This window comes from Streptococcaceae bacterium ESL0729, assembly GCA_029391995.1.
Taxonomy (GTDB): domain Bacteria; phylum Bacillota; class Bacilli; order Lactobacillales; family Streptococcaceae; genus Floricoccus.
On record CP113924.1, the window covers coordinates 440,849 to 460,000 of the forward strand.

Below are 19,152 nucleotides of genomic sequence, written 5' to 3' on the forward strand. Positions count from 1 at the left end.
TTATGAATGAAATAAATCAAATATTTAATCCAGAATTTTGGCAGGAAATAATCCAGCTTAATATGACCCCTTGGCGACTGGCCATGTCCATCATTGATATTGCCCTTGTCACCTACTTTATCTACCGGATTATGCGTTATGTCCAAGGTAGCAAGGTAGTAACCCTTGTTCGAGGGGTCCTCCTCTTTGTCCTTATTAGATTTGTCAGTGAGATTTTAGGACTGACAACAGTAACCTGGCTCTTAAATCAGGTTATAACCTACGGGGTCATTGCAGGAATCATAATTTTCCAACCAGAAATTAGGCGGGCCCTTGAGCAGCTTGGTCGCACGACCAACCTCCTTCGGCCAAATACTACAGAAGAACCAACTAAAAATTATATTCAGGCCTATGAAAAAGCCTTAGATTATATGGCTAAAAGGAAAATAGGTGCCTTAATATCAATTGCTAAAAATCAAAATCTAGGTGAATTTTCAAGTACGGGAATTCCCCTTGATTCTGATATTTCAGCTGAACTTTTAATCAATATTTTTATACCCAATACCCCCCTTCATGACGGGGCAGTAATCATTGATGGAGATAAGATTGTAGCAGCTTGTGCCTACCTTCCTTTGACCGAAAAAAGCACCATCCCTAAATCCTTTGGAACCCGCCACCGGGCTGCCATTGGGATGAGTGAAGCAACAGACGCCATAACTTTGGTTGTTTCTGAGGAGACAGGTGGCATCAGCGTTACCTATAACGGTGAATTTTATGCCGATATTTCTAAGGATGAACTTGATGAAATCTTACAAAGGGAACTCTACCAAAAGAATCAGGCACCAAAAACCTTCCTTGAAAAAATAAAGCTACCATGGAGGAAAAAATGAAGAGACTAAAGAAAATGTCCTACAACAAAAGCTTTTATGTCCTTGTTAGCCTTCTTTTTGCCCTAATTTTATTTTTCAATGCAAGCTCCATTCAATTAAAAAATAATGGAAAAAACTTAACCAATATGAGGACCTATAGCGTAACTTTACAAGACGTTCCCATTCAGGTTAAGTATGACGCAGATAAGTATTTTATTAGTGGCTTTGATAATCTGGCGACAGTTTATTTAACCAGCTATAATCAGGTAAGGCTTGATGCTGAAAAATCAAAGGACACAAGATCATTTATCCTGGTCGCAGACCTTACCAATGCTGCTGAGGGTACTCTTGATGTTCCCATAAAGATTCAAGAATTAGCTAGTGGTGTAAATGGACAGGTCGATCCAGGTTCGGTGGCAATAACAATTGAAAAGAAGGCCTCAAAAAGCTTTCCTGTGACCGCAAAGATTGATGAAAAACTAATCCCTGATGGCTATAAGATAGCTAGCACAGAGATTGATAAGAGTCAGGTAACGGTCACAAGTGGTGCTGACACTCTAGCAAAGGTTGATAAGGTAGTGGCAGCTGTACCAAGTGATACCATCTTAAGTGAAAACTATAAGGATAAGGTTGTCCTTCAGGCCATTGATAAGAGCGGAAAAACCCTGCCAGCAACCATTAAACCAGACAGCGTAAATCTTAGCGTCAATATCAAAAAACCTAGTAAACAAGTACCTGTTGTAGGTAAAATTGTTGGAAGTTTTGAAAAACCAATCACAGGATTTACTTTTGAAATTATGGAAAAAAATGCTACAATATCCGGTGATAGCGACTACTTGAATACAATCACTCAAATTCCGATTTCAATTGATATTACAGGTATCACTAAGGAAAAAACACTTGAAATTCCATTATCAATGGATAATGTTTCAATCATACCTGAAAAAGTAAATGTTAAGGTAACCCCTATAAAAGATTAAGTAAAAAATTATTTAAATAAATTGTTCAAATTAAGGAGAATATTGTAAATGGGCAAGTATTTTGGGACCGATGGAGTCCGCGGAGAAGCAAATGTTGAGCTGACACCTGAATTAGCCTTTAAGTTAGGTCGTTTTGGCGGCTACGTTCTTAGCCAACATGAGGAAGGGACACCAAAAGTCTATGTGGCACGTGATACCAGGATTTCTGGTCAAATGCTTGAAAGTGCCCTTGTTGCGGGTCTTTTGAGCGTGGGTATCGAGGTTTATACCCTGGGTGTCATTGCAACGCCTGGTGTTGCCTACCTGGTTAAAAAGGAGGGGGCGAGTGCTGGAGTTATGATTTCAGCCAGCCATAACCCAGCCCTTGACAATGGGATTAAATTCTTTGGAGCTGATGGATTTAAGCTTGAAGATGAGCAGGAGCTTGAGATTGAAGCCTTACTTGATGCAGATCATGACAGCCTGCCTCGTCCTTCTGCTAAGGGCCTTGGAAAGCTTCATGATTACAGTGAAGCAGTCCGCAAGTATGATGAGTTTTTGGTTAAAACAGCTGAAGGCAGCTATACTGGCATTAAGGTGGCCCTCGATGCAGCAAATGGTGCCACATCAACAAGTGTCCGCAATGTCTTCTCAGACCTTGATACTGATTTTGTGGTCATTGGAGAAAGTCCAAATGGTCTAAACATCAATGATGGTGTTGGTTCAACCCACCCAGAAAAATTAGCTGAAAAAGTTCTTGAAACAAAGTCAGACCTAGGTCTTGCCTTTGATGGAGACGGGGATCGTTTGATTGCAGTTGATGAACTTGGTCAGATTGTTGACGGCGACAAGATTATGTACATTGTTGGTAAGTATCTTTTTGAGGCAGGAAGACTTGCTCAAGATACAATCGTTACCACAGTCATGAGTAATCTTGGCTTCCACAAGGCCCTTGAAAACAAAGGTATTACAAGTGTTATTACCTCAGTTGGGGATCGTTATGTGGTTGAGGAAATGAAGAAAAATGGCTACAACTTTGGTGGTGAACAAAGTGGTCATATGATCTTTTTAGACTATAATACGACAGGTGATGGCATGCTTTCAGCCATCCAGCTGATAAAGGTCATGCGAGAAACGGGCAAGACTCTTAGCCAGTTAGCTAGTGAGCTTGTTATCTACCCGCAAAAGTTAGTTAACATTCGTGTCGAAAATTCTATGAAAAATAAGGCCATGGATGTTCCAGCCATTGCTCAAATCATCACTCAGATGGAAGAGAAGATGGCAGGCAATGGTCGTATCCTAGTTCGTCCAAGTGGAACTGAACCCCTCCTTCGTGTTATGGCTGAAGCCCCAACTGATGAAGAGGTTGACTACTATGTTGATACAATTGCTCATGTAGTTAAAAAAGAGATTGGAATTTAAGCCAACCAAGTAGTAAAAGTTGATAAAAAGTCTGCCAGTCAAGCTAAAAGTTTTGACTGGCAGATTTTTTATGTTTTCGTGTATTCCTTTAGCAGGAGCTTGCTATTTCTTCTGATTGTCTGGGCTGAGAACTTGTAGAATTTATGGTATAATAAGGTAATTATAAGATTTAGAGGAAAATGTACATGTCAATGTTTTTAGATACAGCAAGAGTAGATGTAAAAGGTGGAAATGGTGGTAACGGGATGGTTGCCTTCCGCCGCGAAAAATACGTACCAGACGGGGGACCTGCTGGTGGTGACGGTGGTCACGGGGGAAATGTAATCTTTAAGGTAAATGAAGGTTTAAGAACCCTTATGGACTTTAGATACAACCGTAACTTCCGTGCCAAAGCCGGAGAAAATGGGATGAACAAGGGAATGCACGGACGCGGTTCTGCAGACCTCATCGTTTCAGTCCCTCAGGGTACAACAGTTAAGGACCCAGAAACTGGAAAAATCCTAGCCGACCTTCTTGAAAATGGCCAAGAGTTTGTAGCAGCAAAAGGAGGCCGCGGAGGCCGTGGGAATATCCGTTTTGCAACACCAAGAAATCCAGCACCAGAAGTTGCTGAAAATGGAGAGCCTGGTGAAGATAAAAGCCTACTTTTAGAGCTTCGTGTTCTTGCGGACGTAGGTCTTGTTGGTTTCCCATCAGTTGGTAAATCAACTTTATTATCGGTTATTTCAAATGCCCGTCCAAAAATTGGAGCCTACCACTTTACAACCCTTGTACCAAATATCGGTATGGTTCGTGTTGGTGACGGGGAAAGCTTCGTTGTGGCTGATATGCCAGGACTTATTGAAGGTGCCAGCCAGGGTGTTGGGCTAGGAACTCAGTTCCTTCGTCATATCGAAAGAACCCGTGTTCTCCTTCATGTCATTGATATGTCTGGAATGGAGGGACGTGACCCTTACGAAGATTACAAGGCCATCAATGAAGAACTTGAAACCTATAATCTTCGTCTTCTTGAACGCCCGCAAATTATTGTGGCCAACAAGATGGACATGCCAGACTCAGAAGAAAACCTTAAGGAATTTAAGGAAAAACTTTATGCTGAATTCGACGAGTTTGAAGATAAGCCAATGATCTTCCCAGTTTCAGGGATTACCCGTCAAGGTCTTCAGCCCATGCTTGAAGCAACGGCAGAACTTCTTGAAACAACGCCAGAGTTCCCAGTTTATGATGAAGCAGACTTTGCGGTTGAAGAAGAAGCTTACTACGGATTCAATGAAGATGAGCCAGAATTTGAGATTACACGTGATGATGATGCTTCATGGATTCTTTCAGGTGACAAGCTTGAAAAACTATTCCGTATGACCAACCTTGATCATGATGAATCAGTCATGAAATTTGCCCGTCAGCTGCGTGGTATGGGAATAGATGAAGCCCTTCGTGCCCGAGGTGCCCGCGATGGTGATATTGTTAGAATCGGTAAATTCGAGTTCGAATTTGTTGACTAAATTAGCTAAATTGATTAGGGTGAGGTAAGGCATGGCTTTTAAGATTATTTCTAATAGGGATAAGGATGGAAACTTCGTTGTAAGTAGTGACGCTTGGACCAAGGAAAAAATTGAAGAACTTTTCGATCGATATAACCCCAACCGCAAGTTAAGGTTAGAAAGAGAAGAAGCTTTAAAAAAGGAAGCAGATAAAAAATAACAAAGCTAATGGAGGTGAAAATGGAAGAAATCTCTTATGAAATTAATCTCAATCATCCAGATGAAGGTATGGTTCTCTCTGGAGCTCACGACAAGCATTTAAAATATCTTGAAGATTCATCTGGTGTAAAGATTCACTACCGGAGTGAAAAAATTCAGATTCTGGGTGAGGTTTTGGAAGTTGAAAATGTGGCCCACGCCATAGAGGCCCTTCTTGTTTTAGTAAGAAGGGGCATGCAGGTTCATACTCCAGATGTTATTATGGCTTATACCATGGCCAAAAATAATGAAATAAATAATTTCATCTCCCTTTATGAGGAAGAAATTATCAGGGATGCTCAAGGTAAGGCCATCCGTGTTAAAAATATGGGGCAAAAGATTTACCTTGAGGCTGTTAAAAATCATGATATCACCTTTGGAATTGGTCCAGCTGGAACGGGTAAGACCTTTCTGGCAGTTGTTTTGGCAGTCCAAGCCCTTAAACGGGGTCATGTTAAAAGGATTGTTTTGACTAGACCTGCAGTTGAAGCCGGGGAAAATTTAGGTTTTCTTCCAGGTGACTTGCAGGAAAAAGTTGATCCATACTTGCGTCCTGTTTACGATGCCCTTTACCAGATTTTAGGCAAGGAGACGACAACTAGGATGATGGACCGGGGTACCATTGAGATTGCTCCCTTGGCCTACATGAGGGGTCGGACCCTGGATGATGCCTTTGTCATTCTCGACGAGGCCCAGAACACGACTGTCATGCAGATGAAGATGTTTTTAACCCGTTTGGGATTTAATTCAAAAATGATTGTCAATGGGGATGTCAGCCAGATTGACCTACCAAGAAACGCTAAGTCGGGTCTAATTGATGCAGAAGGTAAGTTAGGAAAAATTAGGGCTATTGACTTTGTTTACTTTACGGCTAAAGATGTGGTAAGGCATCCTGTAGTAGCAAAAATTATTGAAGCCTATGAAGAACCTCAAGGGGAAATCTAAGGCTTCAAAGAGTTGACATGTCCTTAATTTACGGGGATATAGACGAGATAGAAAGAAATGAAGATGTACGTTGAAATGCTTGATGAAACTGGACAAGTTTCAAAAGAGATGCAAGAAGATATTGTAAAATTACTGGCAAGTGCAGCCCAAAAACTTGACCTTTCCGAGGAAAAGGAAATGATGATAACATTTGTTGATAATGAAAAAATTAGAGAAATCAACCGTTATTACCGGGATAAGGATGCACCAACTGATGTGGTAAGCTTGGAATACAAGCCAGAGGAAATTTCCTTCGGGGAAGATTTTGACCTGGGAGCTTTCGAAGACTTTGACAGTTCTGAGCTGATGAATGAATTTGATTCATACATTGGAGAGTTATACATTTCTATTGACAAGGCCCATGAGCAGGCAGAAGAGTATGGGCATAGCTTCGAAAGGGAGATGGGATTTTTAGCCGTTCATGGTTTCTTACACATAAATGGCTATGACCACTATACTCCAGAAGAAGAAGAGGAGATGTTTGGTCTTCAGGAGGAGATTTTAAGGGCCCATGGCCTTAAAAGATAAGAGACGCTGGAAAAATGTTACCTTCATCAATTCCCTAGAATTTGCCTGGTCAGGTATCCTGACAGCCTTCAAGGAGGAGAGAAATTTTAAGAGTCATATCTTCTCTGGGCTTCTGGTGCTTCTTTTGGGTATTCTTCTAGGGATATCGAAATTTGAGTGGTTGTTCATTTTTCTAAGTATCTTTCTAGTAATTGCAGCTGAGTTAATCAATTCTGCCATTGAAAATGTTGTAGACTTGGCCAGTGATTATCACTTTAATATGCTGGCCAAAAAATCAAAGGATATGGCAGCAGGAGCGGTTTTAGTTTTGTCGATATTTGCTATGATAGTTGGCTTGTTTGTTTTTTTACCTAAGTTGCTTCAACTTCTGGCAAACACTTTTTAAAATTTTTTTAAAAGATAAAGGAGATTTATTATGTCAAACTACAATAAATTTAGTGACCAAGAACTACGTGATAGACTAACCAAGGAAGAATACGAAGTAACTCAAAACTCTGCTACAGAAAGAGCCTTTACAGGAAAATATGATGACTTTTTTGACAAGGGTCTCTATGTTGATATTGTAAGTGGTGAACCCCTCTTCACATCAGAAGACAAGTACAACTCAGGTTGCGGTTGGCCAGCCTTTACTAAACCTGTTGAAAAAGCAAGTGTCAAAGAAAAAAGAGATAGGTCTTATGGTATGGAACGCGTTGAGGTTAGAAGTAGCGAAGGCGACTCTCACCTAGGCCATGTCTTTACTGATGGCCCAAGGGACCGCGGTGGTCTAAGATATTGCATTAATTCAGCAGCCCTAAAATTTATCCCCTATGATGAATTGGACCAAGAAGGTTACGGGGACTACAAGAAACTTTTTAAAGATTAAAGCAAAATTATTAAAGAAGGAGATTTATGACATTTAAATCAGGATTTGTTGCAATTGTTGGTCGTCCAAATGTTGGTAAGTCAACATTTATGAACCATGTAATGGGTCAAAAAATTGCAATCATGAGCGACAAGGCTCAAACAACAAGAAATAAAATCCAAGGTATTTATACAACAGATAAGGAGCAGATTGTTTTTATTGATACTCCAGGTATCCATAAGCCTAAAACTGCCCTTGGAGATTACATGGTTGAGGCAGCTTACAGTGCCCTGCGTGAAGTTGATGTGATTATTTTCATGGTTGCAGCTGACGAAGAGCGTGGTAAGGGTGATGATATGATTATTGAACGCCTAAAACAAAGTAAGACCCCAGTTGTACTTGTTATTAATAAGATTGATAAAATTCATCCTGATCAATTATTTAAGGTGATTGAGGACTATTCTAGTCAGATGGATTTTGCGGATGTCATTCCAATTTCAGCCCTACAAGGAAATAACACAAGCCGCCTCCTCGACCTTCTTTCTGACAAGCTTGATGAAGGACCTCAGTACTTCCCAGAAGACATGATTACTGACCATCCTGAACGCTTTTTGGTCAGTGAGATGATTCGTGAGAAGGTGCTCCAACTTACCCGTGAGGAAGTACCCCACTCAGTAGCCGTTGTGACTGATTCCATGCGTCATGAGGAAGAGGGAGCAAAACTTCATATCATGGCAACAGTTGTTGTTGAAAGAAAAAGCCAAAAGGGCATTATCATTGGGAAAAATGGTTCCATGCTTAAAAAAGTGGGAACTTTAGCCCGTAAGGATATTGAGGCCATGCTTGGTGAAAAAGTCTACCTTGAACTTTGGGTAAAGGTTAAGAAGGACTGGCGTGACAAACGTTTTGACCTCCAAGACTTTGGATATAGAAATGATGACTATTAAATTCTAGGTTTCCTAGAATTTTTTCTATTAGCATAAATAATCAGGGAGGAAAGAGTAGGATGCCAGAATTACCAGAAGTTGAAAATGTACGCAGGGGGCTTGAAAGACTTGTCAGAGGGAAGAAAATAACCTCGGTTAGCCTTGCCTACCCCAGGATGATTCTCACAGGGGCAGAAGAGTTTGAAGAGGCCTTGATTGGTCAAGTCGTTGAGTCAGTCGGTCGTAGGGGAAAATACCTTATCCTAAGACTAAGTAACAATGTTGTTATCAGCCACCTAAGGATGGAAGGCAAATACAATTTATACCAAGGTGAGGTGCCCTTCAACAAGCACTACCATGTCTTTATTGGCTTTGATGATGGGTCAACCCTGGTTTACCAGGACGTAAGGAAGTTTGGTACCATGGAACTTATGGATGAAGGGGCTTTAGGTAATTACTTTTTAGCCAAAAAAATTGGACCAGAACCTACTCCAAATGATTTTAAACTCGATGATTTTTACCACAAGCTCCATAAGTCAAAAAAAATCATCAAACCCTATTTGTTAGACCAAACTCTTGTAGCAGGTCTTGGAAATATCTATGTGGATGAAGTTCTTTGGCTGGCCAAAATTTTCCCAGGTGACCCAGCTAACATCATTCCTCGTGAAAAAATTGCTGCCCTTCGAGAGGCCATTATTGAAGTTTTAGAGGAATCAATTAGGCTTGGGGGAAGTAGCATTAGGACCTATAAGAATGCCTTGGGTGACGAGGGAAGCTACCAGGACAAGCTGCAGGTTTACGGAAAAGTCGGCCTTCCCTGCCCTAGGTGTGGCACGCCCATTGAAAAATTCAAGCTTTCAGGCCGGGGGACCCACTTTTGTCCCCACTGCCAGCCCAGTCTAAGGGAGTTGAGTACAAATGACTAAGGTTATCGGTTTGACAGGTGGGATAGCTTGTGGAAAATCAACAGTGGATTGTTTTTTACGGGAGTTGGGCTATGAGGTAATTGACGCCGATCAGGTGGTCCATGACCTGCAAAAACAGGGCCAAGCCCTTTATCAGGTGATAAAAAAAGAGCTAGGTCCATCTTTTATCCAGGAAGACGGAGAGCTTGATCGTAAGAAGATATCCGACTATGTTTTTGCGGATAAAAAAAGACTAGAAAAAATATCCCTAATCCAAAATAAGATTATAAGGGAAAATCTGTCCCAAAGAAGGCAGGAACTTTTAGAAGCAGATCTGATAAATAATAAGGGTCAGGGTATCATTTTTATGGATATTCCCTTGCTTTTTGAAGGCAAATACGACTATTTTAATCAAGTTTGGTTGGTTTATGTTCCTAAAGATATCCAACTTGCAAGACTTATGAAAAGAAATAATTTGAGTGCAAAAGAAGCCCAAAAAAGAATTGATAGTCAAATGCCCCTTGAAGAAAAAAGGAAGCTTGCTGACAGGATTATAGACAACTCAGCTTCTGTAGACATGACCAAGGTGCAGGTCGAAAATCTCTTGAAATCCTTGTGACTAGCCTTGACAAGACGGAGCTTTAAAAGTATAGTAGCTGGGTTGGCTGATTATCAGTTGGTTAATCTAAGTATAAGTAATATTGGAAAAAGAGATTTTAGATGCGTGTAAAGATAAACTTAAGATGTAGTGAATGTGCTAGTAAAAACTATATTACTAGTAAAAATAAGAGTAGCCATCCTGAAAAAGTTAAGGTATTAAAGTATTGCCCCAAGGAAAGAAAGGTGACCATTCACGAGGAAGCCTAAAAAACTTAAGGTCAATAAGTAAAAAGAAGCTCAGTTAGCTTCTTTTTTTTAGCCCTGAAAAGTGGTACAATTGGAGACAGTTATTTTATTAAGATATAAACCGAGGTTCCGATGAAAACCGTACTAAAAAAAAGAAATTTTGTAAATTATTCAATCCTAATCCCCTATTTCGTTCTATCGATTATTGGATTAGTTGTTGTCTACTCAACGACTGCCCCCTTGCAGGTTGACGCTGGGGGAAATCCAGCTGCACAGGTCATCTCCCAGACCATATTTTGGATACTGAGTCTGATTATAATCTATATTCTTTATCATTTGAAATTAAGCTTTTTGCGTAATACTGGCCTGATAAAATTTATCATGTGGGCTGAAATTGGTCTCTTGATAGTTGCCAGGTTCTTTGCACCAGAAGTTAACGGGGCCCATGGGTGGATTCTTATTGGTAAGTTTTCTGTCCAGCCCGTTGAGTATTTGAAGATACTAATTGTCTGGCAGTTGGCAGCAACTTTTGCCAAAAACCAGGATGAAATTTACCAGGAAGATATTAAAGGTGCCTTTAAAGGTGGCTGGTTGGGTCAATTTTTACTGAGTGCCATTTTGATTGGGATGATGCCTGATATGGGGAATCTAATCTTGATTTTTGGAATTGTGGCTGTTATGATTTTTTCAAGTGGTATAAGTAAGGGTTGGTTTAATATGGCCTTCTTACTTGGATCTTGTGGCCTCTTCTTTGGTTATTTGATTCTTAAGCTTACAGGTGGGAATCTATTTGGTGGTCCCCTTAGCCGTTTTGCCTATATCAATAAGCGGTTAATCGCCTTCTTAAATCCCTTTGAAGACGTGAGCGATGCTGGTCACCAGATGGCAAATAGCTATTATGCCATCAGTAATGGTGGTTGGTTTGGTCGAGGTTTAGGAAACAGCGTCCAAAAGAAAGGTTATCTACCGGAAGCCTCAACGGACTTTGTTTACTCAATTGTCATCGAAGAATTTGGTCTCATCCTAGCCCTTGTCATCCTAGCCCTCCTCTTCTTCCTAATCCTAAGAATCATGCAGGTGGGTATTAAATCTAAGGACCCCTTTAATTCAATGATGTGTATTGGAGTAGCAGCACTCTTCCTCATGCAGGTCTTTGTTAATGTTGGTGGTTTGTCTGGCTTGATTCCAGAAACAGGAGTGACCTTCCCCTTTTTATCTCAGGGAGGAAACAGTCTTTTGATTTTATCAGTTGGTGTTGGTTTTGTTTTAAACATAAGTGCTGATGAAAAAAGACGGGAACTGGTTACCTTGGCTGAACAATACGAGATGCAAGAAGAGTTACTAAGTGAAATAGAATTTGAAGAAAGAGAATCTTAATTATAGGTTTTCTTTTTTATTGCAAGTGAAAGTTCTTGAATTTTTAGCCAATAATGGCTAAAATGGGCTTTTCAAACATAAGAGGAATGAAGATGAAAATTAAACATATAACCCCCATGGGATATTGCTACGGGGTGATTGACGCCATGGTTATTGCAAAAAATGTGGCCATGGATGAATCCCTACCAAGGCCTATTTATATTCTTGGAATGATTGTTCATAATGCCCATGTGACAAGTGCCTTTGAAAGTATTGGCATTAAGACTGTTGACGGTCACAATCGCTTGGAGATAATTGATAAAATTGACTCAGGAACAGTTATTTTTACGGCCCACGGTATAAGTGATCAGGTCAGAAAGAAGGCTGATGAAAAGGGGCTTGTAACCATCGATGCCAGCTGTCCTGATGTCTTAATAACCCATGAAATTGTTCGCAAGAAGATTGAAGATGGAAAGACGGTCATCTATATTGGTAAGGAAGGCCACCCAGAACCTGAAGGAGTTCTTGGGATTTCAGACACAAAGATTCATCTAATCTCAAAGGAAGCTCAAATTGCTGATTTGGAGATTGAAGGTGATATTTTTGTAACCAATCAGACAACCATGAGCATGTGGGATGTTGAAGATATTATGAATGCCACCTTAAAGAAATACCCGCAAGCAGAAATTCATAGGGATATCTGTCAGGCGACCAATGAACGTCAAAGGGCTGTAGCCGAGCAGGCTGTGGGTTGCGATTTAACCATAGTTGTTGGTGACCCAAGAAGTAATAATAGTAACCGCCTGGCTCAAGTTTCCAAGGAGCAGGCAGGCGTTCCTGCCTACCGAGTGGCTGATGTCAGTGAAATTGAGCCTGAATGGCTTGAAGGTGTGGAAACAATAGCAGTAACGGCTGGGGCTTCGACTCCGACAGCGGTGGTGCGTGAGGTCATTAATTTCCTTGAAACTTACGAGGGGCAAAAGGAAGAAAGTAAGGTTGAATCTGAAGACATTCTGCCCCGTGGTGGCGTTAGGGACCTTACCAAAAAAAGACAAAGAAGGCTTGAAAAATTAAGGGAGCAAAATCAATAAATTATTTGGGTCAATCCTTTAGCTTAGGGGATTGACTTTTTTCCTTCGACGAGGCTCAAGATGTTTTTCCTTTACTAACTTTAATTTTGTGGTATAATAGAATTTGGTTATTTGTGCCCTTTTTTGGTTAGGAGGTGATAAATATGGCAAAACTTGACCGAGAAGAGATTGCGGTCATTAAATCGAGTGTTAATATTGTAGATGTTATTTCTCAATACGTAGCCCTGACCAAGACAGGTAGGAATTATTTAGGTCTTTGTCCCTTCCACGGTGAAAAAACCCCGAGTTTTAATGTAAATTCAGACAAGCAGTTCTATCACTGCTTTGGTTGTGGTAAGTCAGGAGATGTCATAAAATTCCTTGAGGACTACAAGCAGATAAGTTTTTTAGACAGCGTTAAGGAAGTAGCAGCATACGCTGGAATAAATTTGGAGTTTGAAGAAGAAACTAGACGGGAAAATCCCCATCAAAGTCTCCTTGATATTCACGCCCAGGCCAGCAAATTTTACCACATGGTTCTCACCTCTACTGAGGCTGGAAAAAAGGCCAAGGAGTATCTTTATGCCAGAGGAATTGATGACCAGATAATAGAACAATTTGGAATCGGTCTGGCTCCAAATGAAGCTGATCTTTTATATCAGTTTTTGTCCAATAAGTTTGAAGAGAAGGTCTTATCTGAGTCAGGTCTTTTTACTTTTACGGAGAATAAAATATTTGATTCCTTTCGTAATAGGATAATGTTTCCCCTGGCCAATGATTACAATCATATTATTGCCTTTTCTGGTCGTATTTGGACGGAGCAGGCAGCTGACAAGAAGGAAGCCAAGTATAAGAATTCCCCAGCAACCCCTATTTTTAACAAAAGTTATGAACTTTATAATTTAAATAGGGCCAAGGCATCTATTAGTAAATCTAGGGAAGTCTATCTGATGGAAGGTTTTATGGATGTTATAGCTGCTTATAAGACTGGCGTAGCTAATGTGGTAGCAACCATGGGTACAGCCCTTACAAGTCATCATGTTAAAAAACTCGAAAGAACTGCCAGTAATTTTATCCTTCTTTATGACGGGGATAAGGCAGGACAGAATGCAGCCTACAAATCACTTTCCCTTTTGGCTGGTAAAAAGGTTCAGATTGTACAGATTCCTGACAATCTAGACCCCGATGAGTATGAAAAAAGATATCCAGGTGCCCTTAAAAATCTTATGGAAAGGGGAAAGGTGAGTGAGGTTGAATTTTTAATCGACTACCTAAAACCTTTACCCCAGGCAAGCCTTGATGAAGAGAGTAATTTTTTAGATAAGATTATTCCTTTGATTGCTAGTGAATTAAGTACAGCCAAGCAGAGTGCCTACCTTAATAAACTGGAAGGTCTTCTACCAACTTTTAACTACCAAAAACTTGAGGAATTAGTTAGAAGGCAGGAGAATGCAAATCAAATTAATGGTGGAGCCCAGCAGAACTGGCCACAAAATGTTAAGAGACAAGCGATAAGTCGTCCGGCTAATCTTGTTGAAGGAGACCAGACTTCAAGGCTTACTCGTTTAGAAAGAACAGAGCAATACCTGCTTCAAAGGTTGATCTCCCATCCTTATTTGCTTAACGAAATAATGGATGATGAGGATTTTTCCTTTAGGCATAAAAATTACCAGAAGCTCTTTGAGGCAGTAATCCTTCAGTATATGTCTTTGGAAAGAATCGATGAAACCCAGTTGGTCCACAGCCTACCAGAGGACTTATCCAATCTGTGGTATCAGATGAAGTCCCTTAATTTACCCAAGCAGCTAGCCAAGGAAGAGATAAAAGATGTTCTTAAAACATTTATTAGGGAAAATAAACTTTTAAAGCTTGAGGACTTGAAAAGACAGCTGGATGTAGCCAAAAAGGCTGGTAATTTAGAAAAAGAAATGGAACTTACCCTAGAGTTTATAAAACAAAAGAAACTTTTAGATTAAGGAGATAAATTTGACAACTAAGAAAAATGTAAAAAAAGATGTAACAAGTGTTGATATTGCTATCGCAAACTTTATCCGTGCCCACAAGGCTGAAGGAATTGTTGTTGATGATGTCCTAACTAAAGATTTAGTGGCAAGTTTAGAGCTTGAAGCTGATAAGATTGATGATGTCCTTCAAAGGGTTCAAGATGCTGGAATTTCAATTGTCGATAAGGACGGTAATCCAAGCTCAATGGCCCTTAAGGATGATCCAAAACTTGGCCAAGAGTCAGATGAGGATTTAACAGCTGCAGCTGGTGTTAAGATTGATGATCCAGTTCGTATGTACCTTAAGGAAATTGGCCGTGTTTCTCTTTTAACCATGGAAGAAGAAACAGCTCTTGCTGAGGCTATTGTAGCTGGTGATGAATTTGCCAAGCAAAGTCTAGCTGAAGCCAACCTTCGTTTGGTTGTAAGTATTGCTAAGCGTTATGTGGGCCGTGGCATGCAGTTTCTTGATTTGATTCAAGAAGGTAACATGGGTCTTATGAAGGCTGTTGAAAAATTTGACCATACTAAAGGTTTCAAATTCTCAACCTATGCGACTTGGTGGATTCGTCAGGCCATCACTCGTGCCATCGCAGACCAGGCTCGTACCATTCGTATCCCGGTCCACATGGTTGAAACCATCAACAAATTGATCCGCATCCAACGTCAACTACTTCAAGACTTGGGCCGCGAACCAACCCCAGAAGAAATCGGGGAAAAGATGGATATGGCACCAGACAAGGTGCGTGAAATTCTTAAAATTGCTCAAGAACCCGTAAGTCTTGAAACACCAATTGGAGAAGAAGATGATAGCCGCCTTGGTGACTTCATTGAAGATGAGGTTATTGAAAATCCCGTTGACCACACAACTCGTGTTATCTTGCGTGAGCAACTTGACGAAGTCTTAGATACCTTGACTGACCGTGAGGAAAATGTTCTTCGCCTGCGTTTTGGTATTGATGACGGAAAAATGCGTACCCTTGAAGAAGTAGGTAAGGTCTTTGACGTTACCCGCGAGCGTATCCGCCAAATCGAAGCTAAAGCCCTTCGTAAATTACGCCACCCAAGCCGCAGCAAACGTCTTAAGGACTTCCTATAATTTTTACCTGATAAAGGCTATAATCCAAAGGAGAAAATAAAATGGCTGATAAATATACTACAGAAGAAGTTGAAGCAATCAAGGATAAAATCCTTACTGCCCTTGAATCAGTGATTGACCCAGAGCTTGGGGTTGATATTATCAATCTCGGCCTTGTATATGAAATTTCTTTTGAAGACAACGGCTTCACAGAAATTAAGATGACCCTAACAACTATGGGTTGCCCTCTGGCTGATATTCTAACTGATCAGATTCATGACGCCCTAAAAGAAGTTCCAGAAGTTACCGAATCAGAAGTAAAACTAGTTTGGTATCCAGCCTGGACTGTTGACAAGATGAGCCGCTACGCTCGTATTGCTCTAGGGATTAGATAAATAAGAATCCACCCTTACAGAACAGAAGTAGGGGTGGATTTTTGATAATATGCATCTATTCTGTAACCAAAAAGTAACTTACGAGGAAAATTTTTTTATGATAGACTGGCAAGGTTGTTTAAAATAATAAAAATTTTAAGGAGTTATTACATGCCAGAAAATAAAAAACAAGGAATCTTTTTTACAGTTATTATGTGCTTTTTAATGGTCACAGGAATGAGCATCTACAACCTATCCTTACACAATGATTTGACCATGGGCAATTTTTTCGTGGGTCTTGTCCCAGGTTTTATTGTGGCCTTTTTCTTAGATGTGGTAGTTGTAGGACCTATTGCTAAAAAAGTAGCCTTCAATTTACCTTTTGTTAATAAAAATAAAAAAATCCAACTTATCCTTTCAATCTCAACCTGTATGGTTCTTGGAATGGTATCTTTCATGTCGATTTTTGGCCTAGTCCTTGAAGCAGGCCTTTCATCTCTTAATATTCACAGCTACCTCAAGGCTTGGATTATGAATTTCATCATGGCCTTGCCCCTACAATTAGTAGTGGTCGGTCCCATCTCGCGCACCCTGCTTACTGGTCTTAAAAAACAAGGAATCTTATAGAAGGATCGATGATCCTTTTTTTCTTATAAAAAAATCTAATTAAATATTTTACAAATTTAAGTTAATCGGTTGACATATAACCTGGATTAGTATATTCTATATTTAAAGAAAACGTTTTCTAAAAAAATAATCAACTAGATTAATATTTTTTTGGCCTATATATTAACCGGTTGACATACGTGAGGAAGTTTATTTATTATGAAAGTGTCGAAAAGTTTTAATCAATTAAAAAATCCATCTTATTTACAGAGTTCGACTACCATGTTCCTATTCTTTGCATCATGGGGAATCTGGTGGAGTTTTTTCCAACTATGGTTAACATCTAAGAGTAACGGTCTCGGGCTATCTGGAAGTCAGGTTGGTAGCATTTTCTCAATCAACTCAGTTGCTAGTCTAACCCTTATGTTCATCTACGGGACAATCCAGGACAAGCTCTTTATTAAAAGGCATCTACTCATCTTTAATGCCGTTTTATCAGCTCTTATAGCACCATTTTTCATCTATGTCTATACCCCTTTGATTCAAAATCATTTCATGATTGGAGCTTGGGTAGGAGCAATCTTCCTATCAGCAGCCTACCTTTCTGCAGTAGGTATTTTAGAGGCAACGACCGAGCGATTCTCTAGGGTCTTTGGTTTTGCCTATGGTCAAGCACGGGCTTGGGGGTCATTTGGATATGCCGTATCAGCCCTAGTTGCCGGTTTCTTATTTGTAAAAAATCCCCAACTTAACTTCTGGGGTGGGTCAATCATTGGAGTTGGACTTTTACTTGATTTAATCTTTTGGCGACCAAAGGAAGAAAGAGAAGCAGTCAAAGCCGTTGATGAATTAAAAAATGACAATTCATCACCAAAACTTAAAGATACATTTGGACTTTTAAAAATTCCTATGCTTTGGCAGGTCATTTTCTTTGTAATGTTCTCATGGACCTTCTACAATGTATTCGACCAGCAGATGTTCCCTGATTTCTACACCAATCTATTTTCTACAGATGCCATTGGTCAAAAAACCTACGGAACCCTTAATAGTGTCCAAGTTTTCGTTGAAGCCATCATGCTAGGTCTTGTGCCAATCCTTATGAAAAAAATTGGGGTAAGAAAAACTCTCCTTTTAGGAACTACAATCATGTTCCTACGTATCGGTCTTTGTGGATTTGTAACTAATCCCATTGCCGTGTCAGGAATCAAAATGCTTCACTCCTTAGAAGTACCTTTATTTACCCTATCTATCTTTAGATATTTCACCCTTCATTTCAATACAAAACTATCAGCAACTCTTTATATGATTGGTTTCCAAGTGGCAGCCCAAATTGGACAGGTAATCCTATCAACTCCACTAGGTATGCTTAGAGACCACATCGGTTACAGTGGAACCTTTAAAATTATCTCACTAATTGTTTTAGTAGCAGCTGTTTACGGATTCTTCATCCTAAAAGGTGATAATGAAGACGTTAATGGTCAACCTTTAGCAGATTAAAAATTATAAGAAAAGAAAGAGGAAAAAGATGACAACAACTACAACAACGCAAGAATTTGTACAAATTACTGACGAACGTTTCCGCTTGGGTTACCACGTAGCCGCAGCAAATGGCTGGATTAATGATCCAAATGGATTCTGCTACTTTAAAGGTTACTACCACATTTTCTACCAACACCACCCATACTCAGAAAACTGGGGACCAATGCACTGGGGACATGCAAGAAGTCGTGATTTAATCCACTGGGAAACTCTTCCAATTGCATTAGCTCCAGATACTGAAGGAATTGACGAAGGTGGATGCTTCTCAGGTTCAGCAATCGTTAAAGACGATAAACTTTACCTAGTTTACACTGGTCACCACTACTACGGAGACGGAGACCCTGAACACTTCTGGGAAAACCAAAACGTAGCCGTGTCTGAAGACGGAATTAAATTTGAAAAAATTGCCCAAAATCCAGTAATCTCATCAGCACCAGAAGATAGCACTCACCACTTCCGTGACCCTAAAGTTTGGCAAGAGGGCGAAGACTTCTACATGGTTCTTGGAAACCAAAACAAAGAAGGTCTTGGACGAGTAATCATCTACAAATCACAAGATTTAATCGACTGGACTTACCTAACAGACATTAGCTATGCTGAAAGTGTTGAAAAAGAAGGATTTATGTGGGAATGTCCTGACTTCTTTACAATTGACGGTAAAGACATCCTTCTAACATCGCCTCAAGGAATTAAGGCTCAGGATGAAAAATACCGTAACCTTTTCCAAACAGGATACTTCGTTGGTAAAATGGATGAAAACCACAAGTTTAACCGTGGTGAATTCAAAGAACTTGATTTTGGTCACGACTTCTATGCAACTCAAACTGCCCTTGCACCTGATGGACGCCGTTTAGTCTTTGCTTGGATGGCTATGTGGGAAAGTGATATGCCAGAAAAAGCTGACGGATGGGCTGGAGCTCTAACCTTCCCAAGGGAATTAAGCCTCCACGGGGACAGACTATTCATGAAACCTGTTCGAGAAATTAAAGACCTAAGAACTGAAGAATTAGTTAAGGCTTCAATTAACTCAACAGAAGTTAACCTCCTTGAGGGACAAACAAACACAGCTGAAATTAGGGCTGACTTTAAAACAGAAGGATCATTTGAGCTTAATTTACAGGATGA

Annotated in this window: 21 protein-coding genes (1 of these 21 running past the window's edge); all 21 read left to right on the forward strand. The window is 40.1% G+C overall.

The features are described from left to right. Positions 1-62 precede the first annotated feature (62 nt). Positions 63-869 carry a diadenylate cyclase CdaA gene (cdaA, locus tag OZX68_02225; protein ID WEV61358.1) on the forward strand — a complete coding sequence of 269 codons (807 nt, stop codon included), beginning with the start codon at positions 63-65 and terminating at the stop codon, positions 867-869. Beyond that, a complete protein-coding gene (locus OZX68_02230) occupies positions 866-1,828 on the forward strand; it encodes a CdaR family protein (protein WEV61084.1) in 963 nt (320 codons plus the stop codon). Before cdaA ends, OZX68_02230 begins: the two co-directional genes overlap by 4 nt. A 48-nt stretch (positions 1,829-1,876) precedes the next feature. Next, positions 1,877-3,229, forward strand: a complete 1,353-nt coding sequence (glmM, locus tag OZX68_02235; protein ID WEV61085.1) for a phosphoglucosamine mutase — start codon at positions 1,877-1,879, stop codon at positions 3,227-3,229. A 185-nt stretch (positions 3,230-3,414) separates the two neighbouring features. After that, positions 3,415-4,731 carry a GTPase ObgE gene (gene obgE / locus OZX68_02240; protein ID WEV61086.1) on the forward strand — a complete coding sequence of 439 codons (1,317 nt, stop codon included), beginning with the start codon at positions 3,415-3,417 and terminating at the stop codon, positions 4,729-4,731. Between the two features lie 31 nt (positions 4,732-4,762). Continuing rightward, complete coding sequence (locus OZX68_02245; GenBank protein ID WEV61087.1) at positions 4,763-4,930, forward strand: hypothetical protein; 168 nt, start codon at positions 4,763-4,765, stop codon at positions 4,928-4,930. 20 nt (positions 4,931-4,950) lie between these two features. Then, positions 4,951-5,913, forward strand: coding sequence for a PhoH family protein (locus OZX68_02250; GenBank protein ID WEV61088.1), 963 nt, complete (start codon positions 4,951-4,953; stop codon positions 5,911-5,913). A gap of 63 nt (positions 5,914-5,976) precedes the next feature. After that, positions 5,977-6,480 (forward strand): rRNA maturation RNase YbeY, encoded by a 504-nt coding sequence (gene ybeY, locus OZX68_02255; protein ID WEV61359.1) that lies wholly within the window; start codon positions 5,977-5,979, stop codon positions 6,478-6,480. Further along, positions 6,464-6,865, forward strand: coding sequence for a diacylglycerol kinase family protein (locus OZX68_02260; protein ID WEV61089.1), 402 nt, complete (start codon positions 6,464-6,466; stop codon positions 6,863-6,865). Before ybeY ends, OZX68_02260 begins: the two co-directional genes overlap by 17 nt. 30 nt (positions 6,866-6,895) lie before the next feature. After that, the gene (gene msrB, locus OZX68_02265; protein WEV61090.1) at positions 6,896-7,345 is read left to right on the forward strand and encodes a peptide-methionine (R)-S-oxide reductase MsrB; all 450 of its coding nucleotides are present in this window, start codon (positions 6,896-6,898) and stop codon (positions 7,343-7,345) included. Positions 7,346-7,371: 26 nt separating this feature from the next. Then, complete coding sequence (gene era, locus OZX68_02270; protein ID WEV61091.1) at positions 7,372-8,271, forward strand: GTPase Era; 900 nt, start codon at positions 7,372-7,374, stop codon at positions 8,269-8,271. 59 nt (positions 8,272-8,330) lie between these two features. Beyond that, a complete protein-coding gene (gene mutM, locus OZX68_02275; protein WEV61092.1) occupies positions 8,331-9,176 on the forward strand; it encodes a DNA-formamidopyrimidine glycosylase in 846 nt (281 codons plus the stop codon). Beyond that, a complete protein-coding gene (gene coaE, locus OZX68_02280; protein WEV61093.1) occupies positions 9,169-9,774 on the forward strand; it encodes a dephospho-CoA kinase in 606 nt (201 codons plus the stop codon). The genes mutM and coaE overlap by 8 nt, the downstream gene beginning before the upstream one ends. A gap of 101 nt (positions 9,775-9,875) precedes the next feature. Further along, positions 9,876-10,022 (forward strand): 50S ribosomal protein L33, encoded by a 147-nt coding sequence (rpmG, locus tag OZX68_02285; GenBank protein ID WEV61094.1) that lies wholly within the window; start codon positions 9,876-9,878, stop codon positions 10,020-10,022. 111 nt (positions 10,023-10,133) lie between these two features. Next, positions 10,134-11,378, forward strand: a complete 1,245-nt coding sequence (locus tag OZX68_02290) for an FtsW/RodA/SpoVE family cell cycle protein (GenBank protein WEV61095.1) — start codon at positions 10,134-10,136, stop codon at positions 11,376-11,378. A 92-nt stretch (positions 11,379-11,470) separates the two neighbouring features. Continuing rightward, positions 11,471-12,448, forward strand: coding sequence for a 4-hydroxy-3-methylbut-2-enyl diphosphate reductase (locus OZX68_02295; GenBank protein ID WEV61096.1), 978 nt, complete (start codon positions 11,471-11,473; stop codon positions 12,446-12,448). 143 nt (positions 12,449-12,591) lie between these two features. Continuing rightward, positions 12,592-14,403 carry a DNA primase gene (dnaG, locus tag OZX68_02300; GenBank protein ID WEV61097.1) on the forward strand — a complete coding sequence of 604 codons (1,812 nt, stop codon included), beginning with the start codon at positions 12,592-12,594 and terminating at the stop codon, positions 14,401-14,403. 10 nt (positions 14,404-14,413) lie between these two features. Further along, entirely contained in the window at positions 14,414-15,529 is a 1,116-nt protein-coding gene (gene rpoD, locus OZX68_02305) for an RNA polymerase sigma factor RpoD (protein ID WEV61098.1), read from the forward strand. Positions 15,530-15,570: 41 nt separating this feature from the next. After that, a complete protein-coding gene (locus tag OZX68_02310; protein ID WEV61099.1) occupies positions 15,571-15,903 on the forward strand; it encodes a metal-sulfur cluster assembly factor in 333 nt (110 codons plus the stop codon). A gap of 150 nt (positions 15,904-16,053) precedes the next feature. Further along, positions 16,054-16,509, forward strand: coding sequence for a DUF2798 domain-containing protein (locus OZX68_02315; GenBank protein WEV61100.1), 456 nt, complete (start codon positions 16,054-16,056; stop codon positions 16,507-16,509). Between the two features lie 198 nt (positions 16,510-16,707). Next, positions 16,708-17,985, forward strand: coding sequence for an MFS transporter (locus tag OZX68_02320; protein ID WEV61101.1), 1,278 nt, complete (start codon positions 16,708-16,710; stop codon positions 17,983-17,985). 28 nt (positions 17,986-18,013) lie between these two features. Further along, positions 18,014-19,152, forward strand: the 5' portion of a protein-coding gene (locus OZX68_02325) for a sucrose-6-phosphate hydrolase (protein WEV61102.1). 307 nt of this gene lie beyond the right edge of the window; only the first 1,139 of its 1,446 coding nucleotides appear in the window; its start codon is at positions 18,014-18,016; its stop codon lies beyond the right edge, outside the window.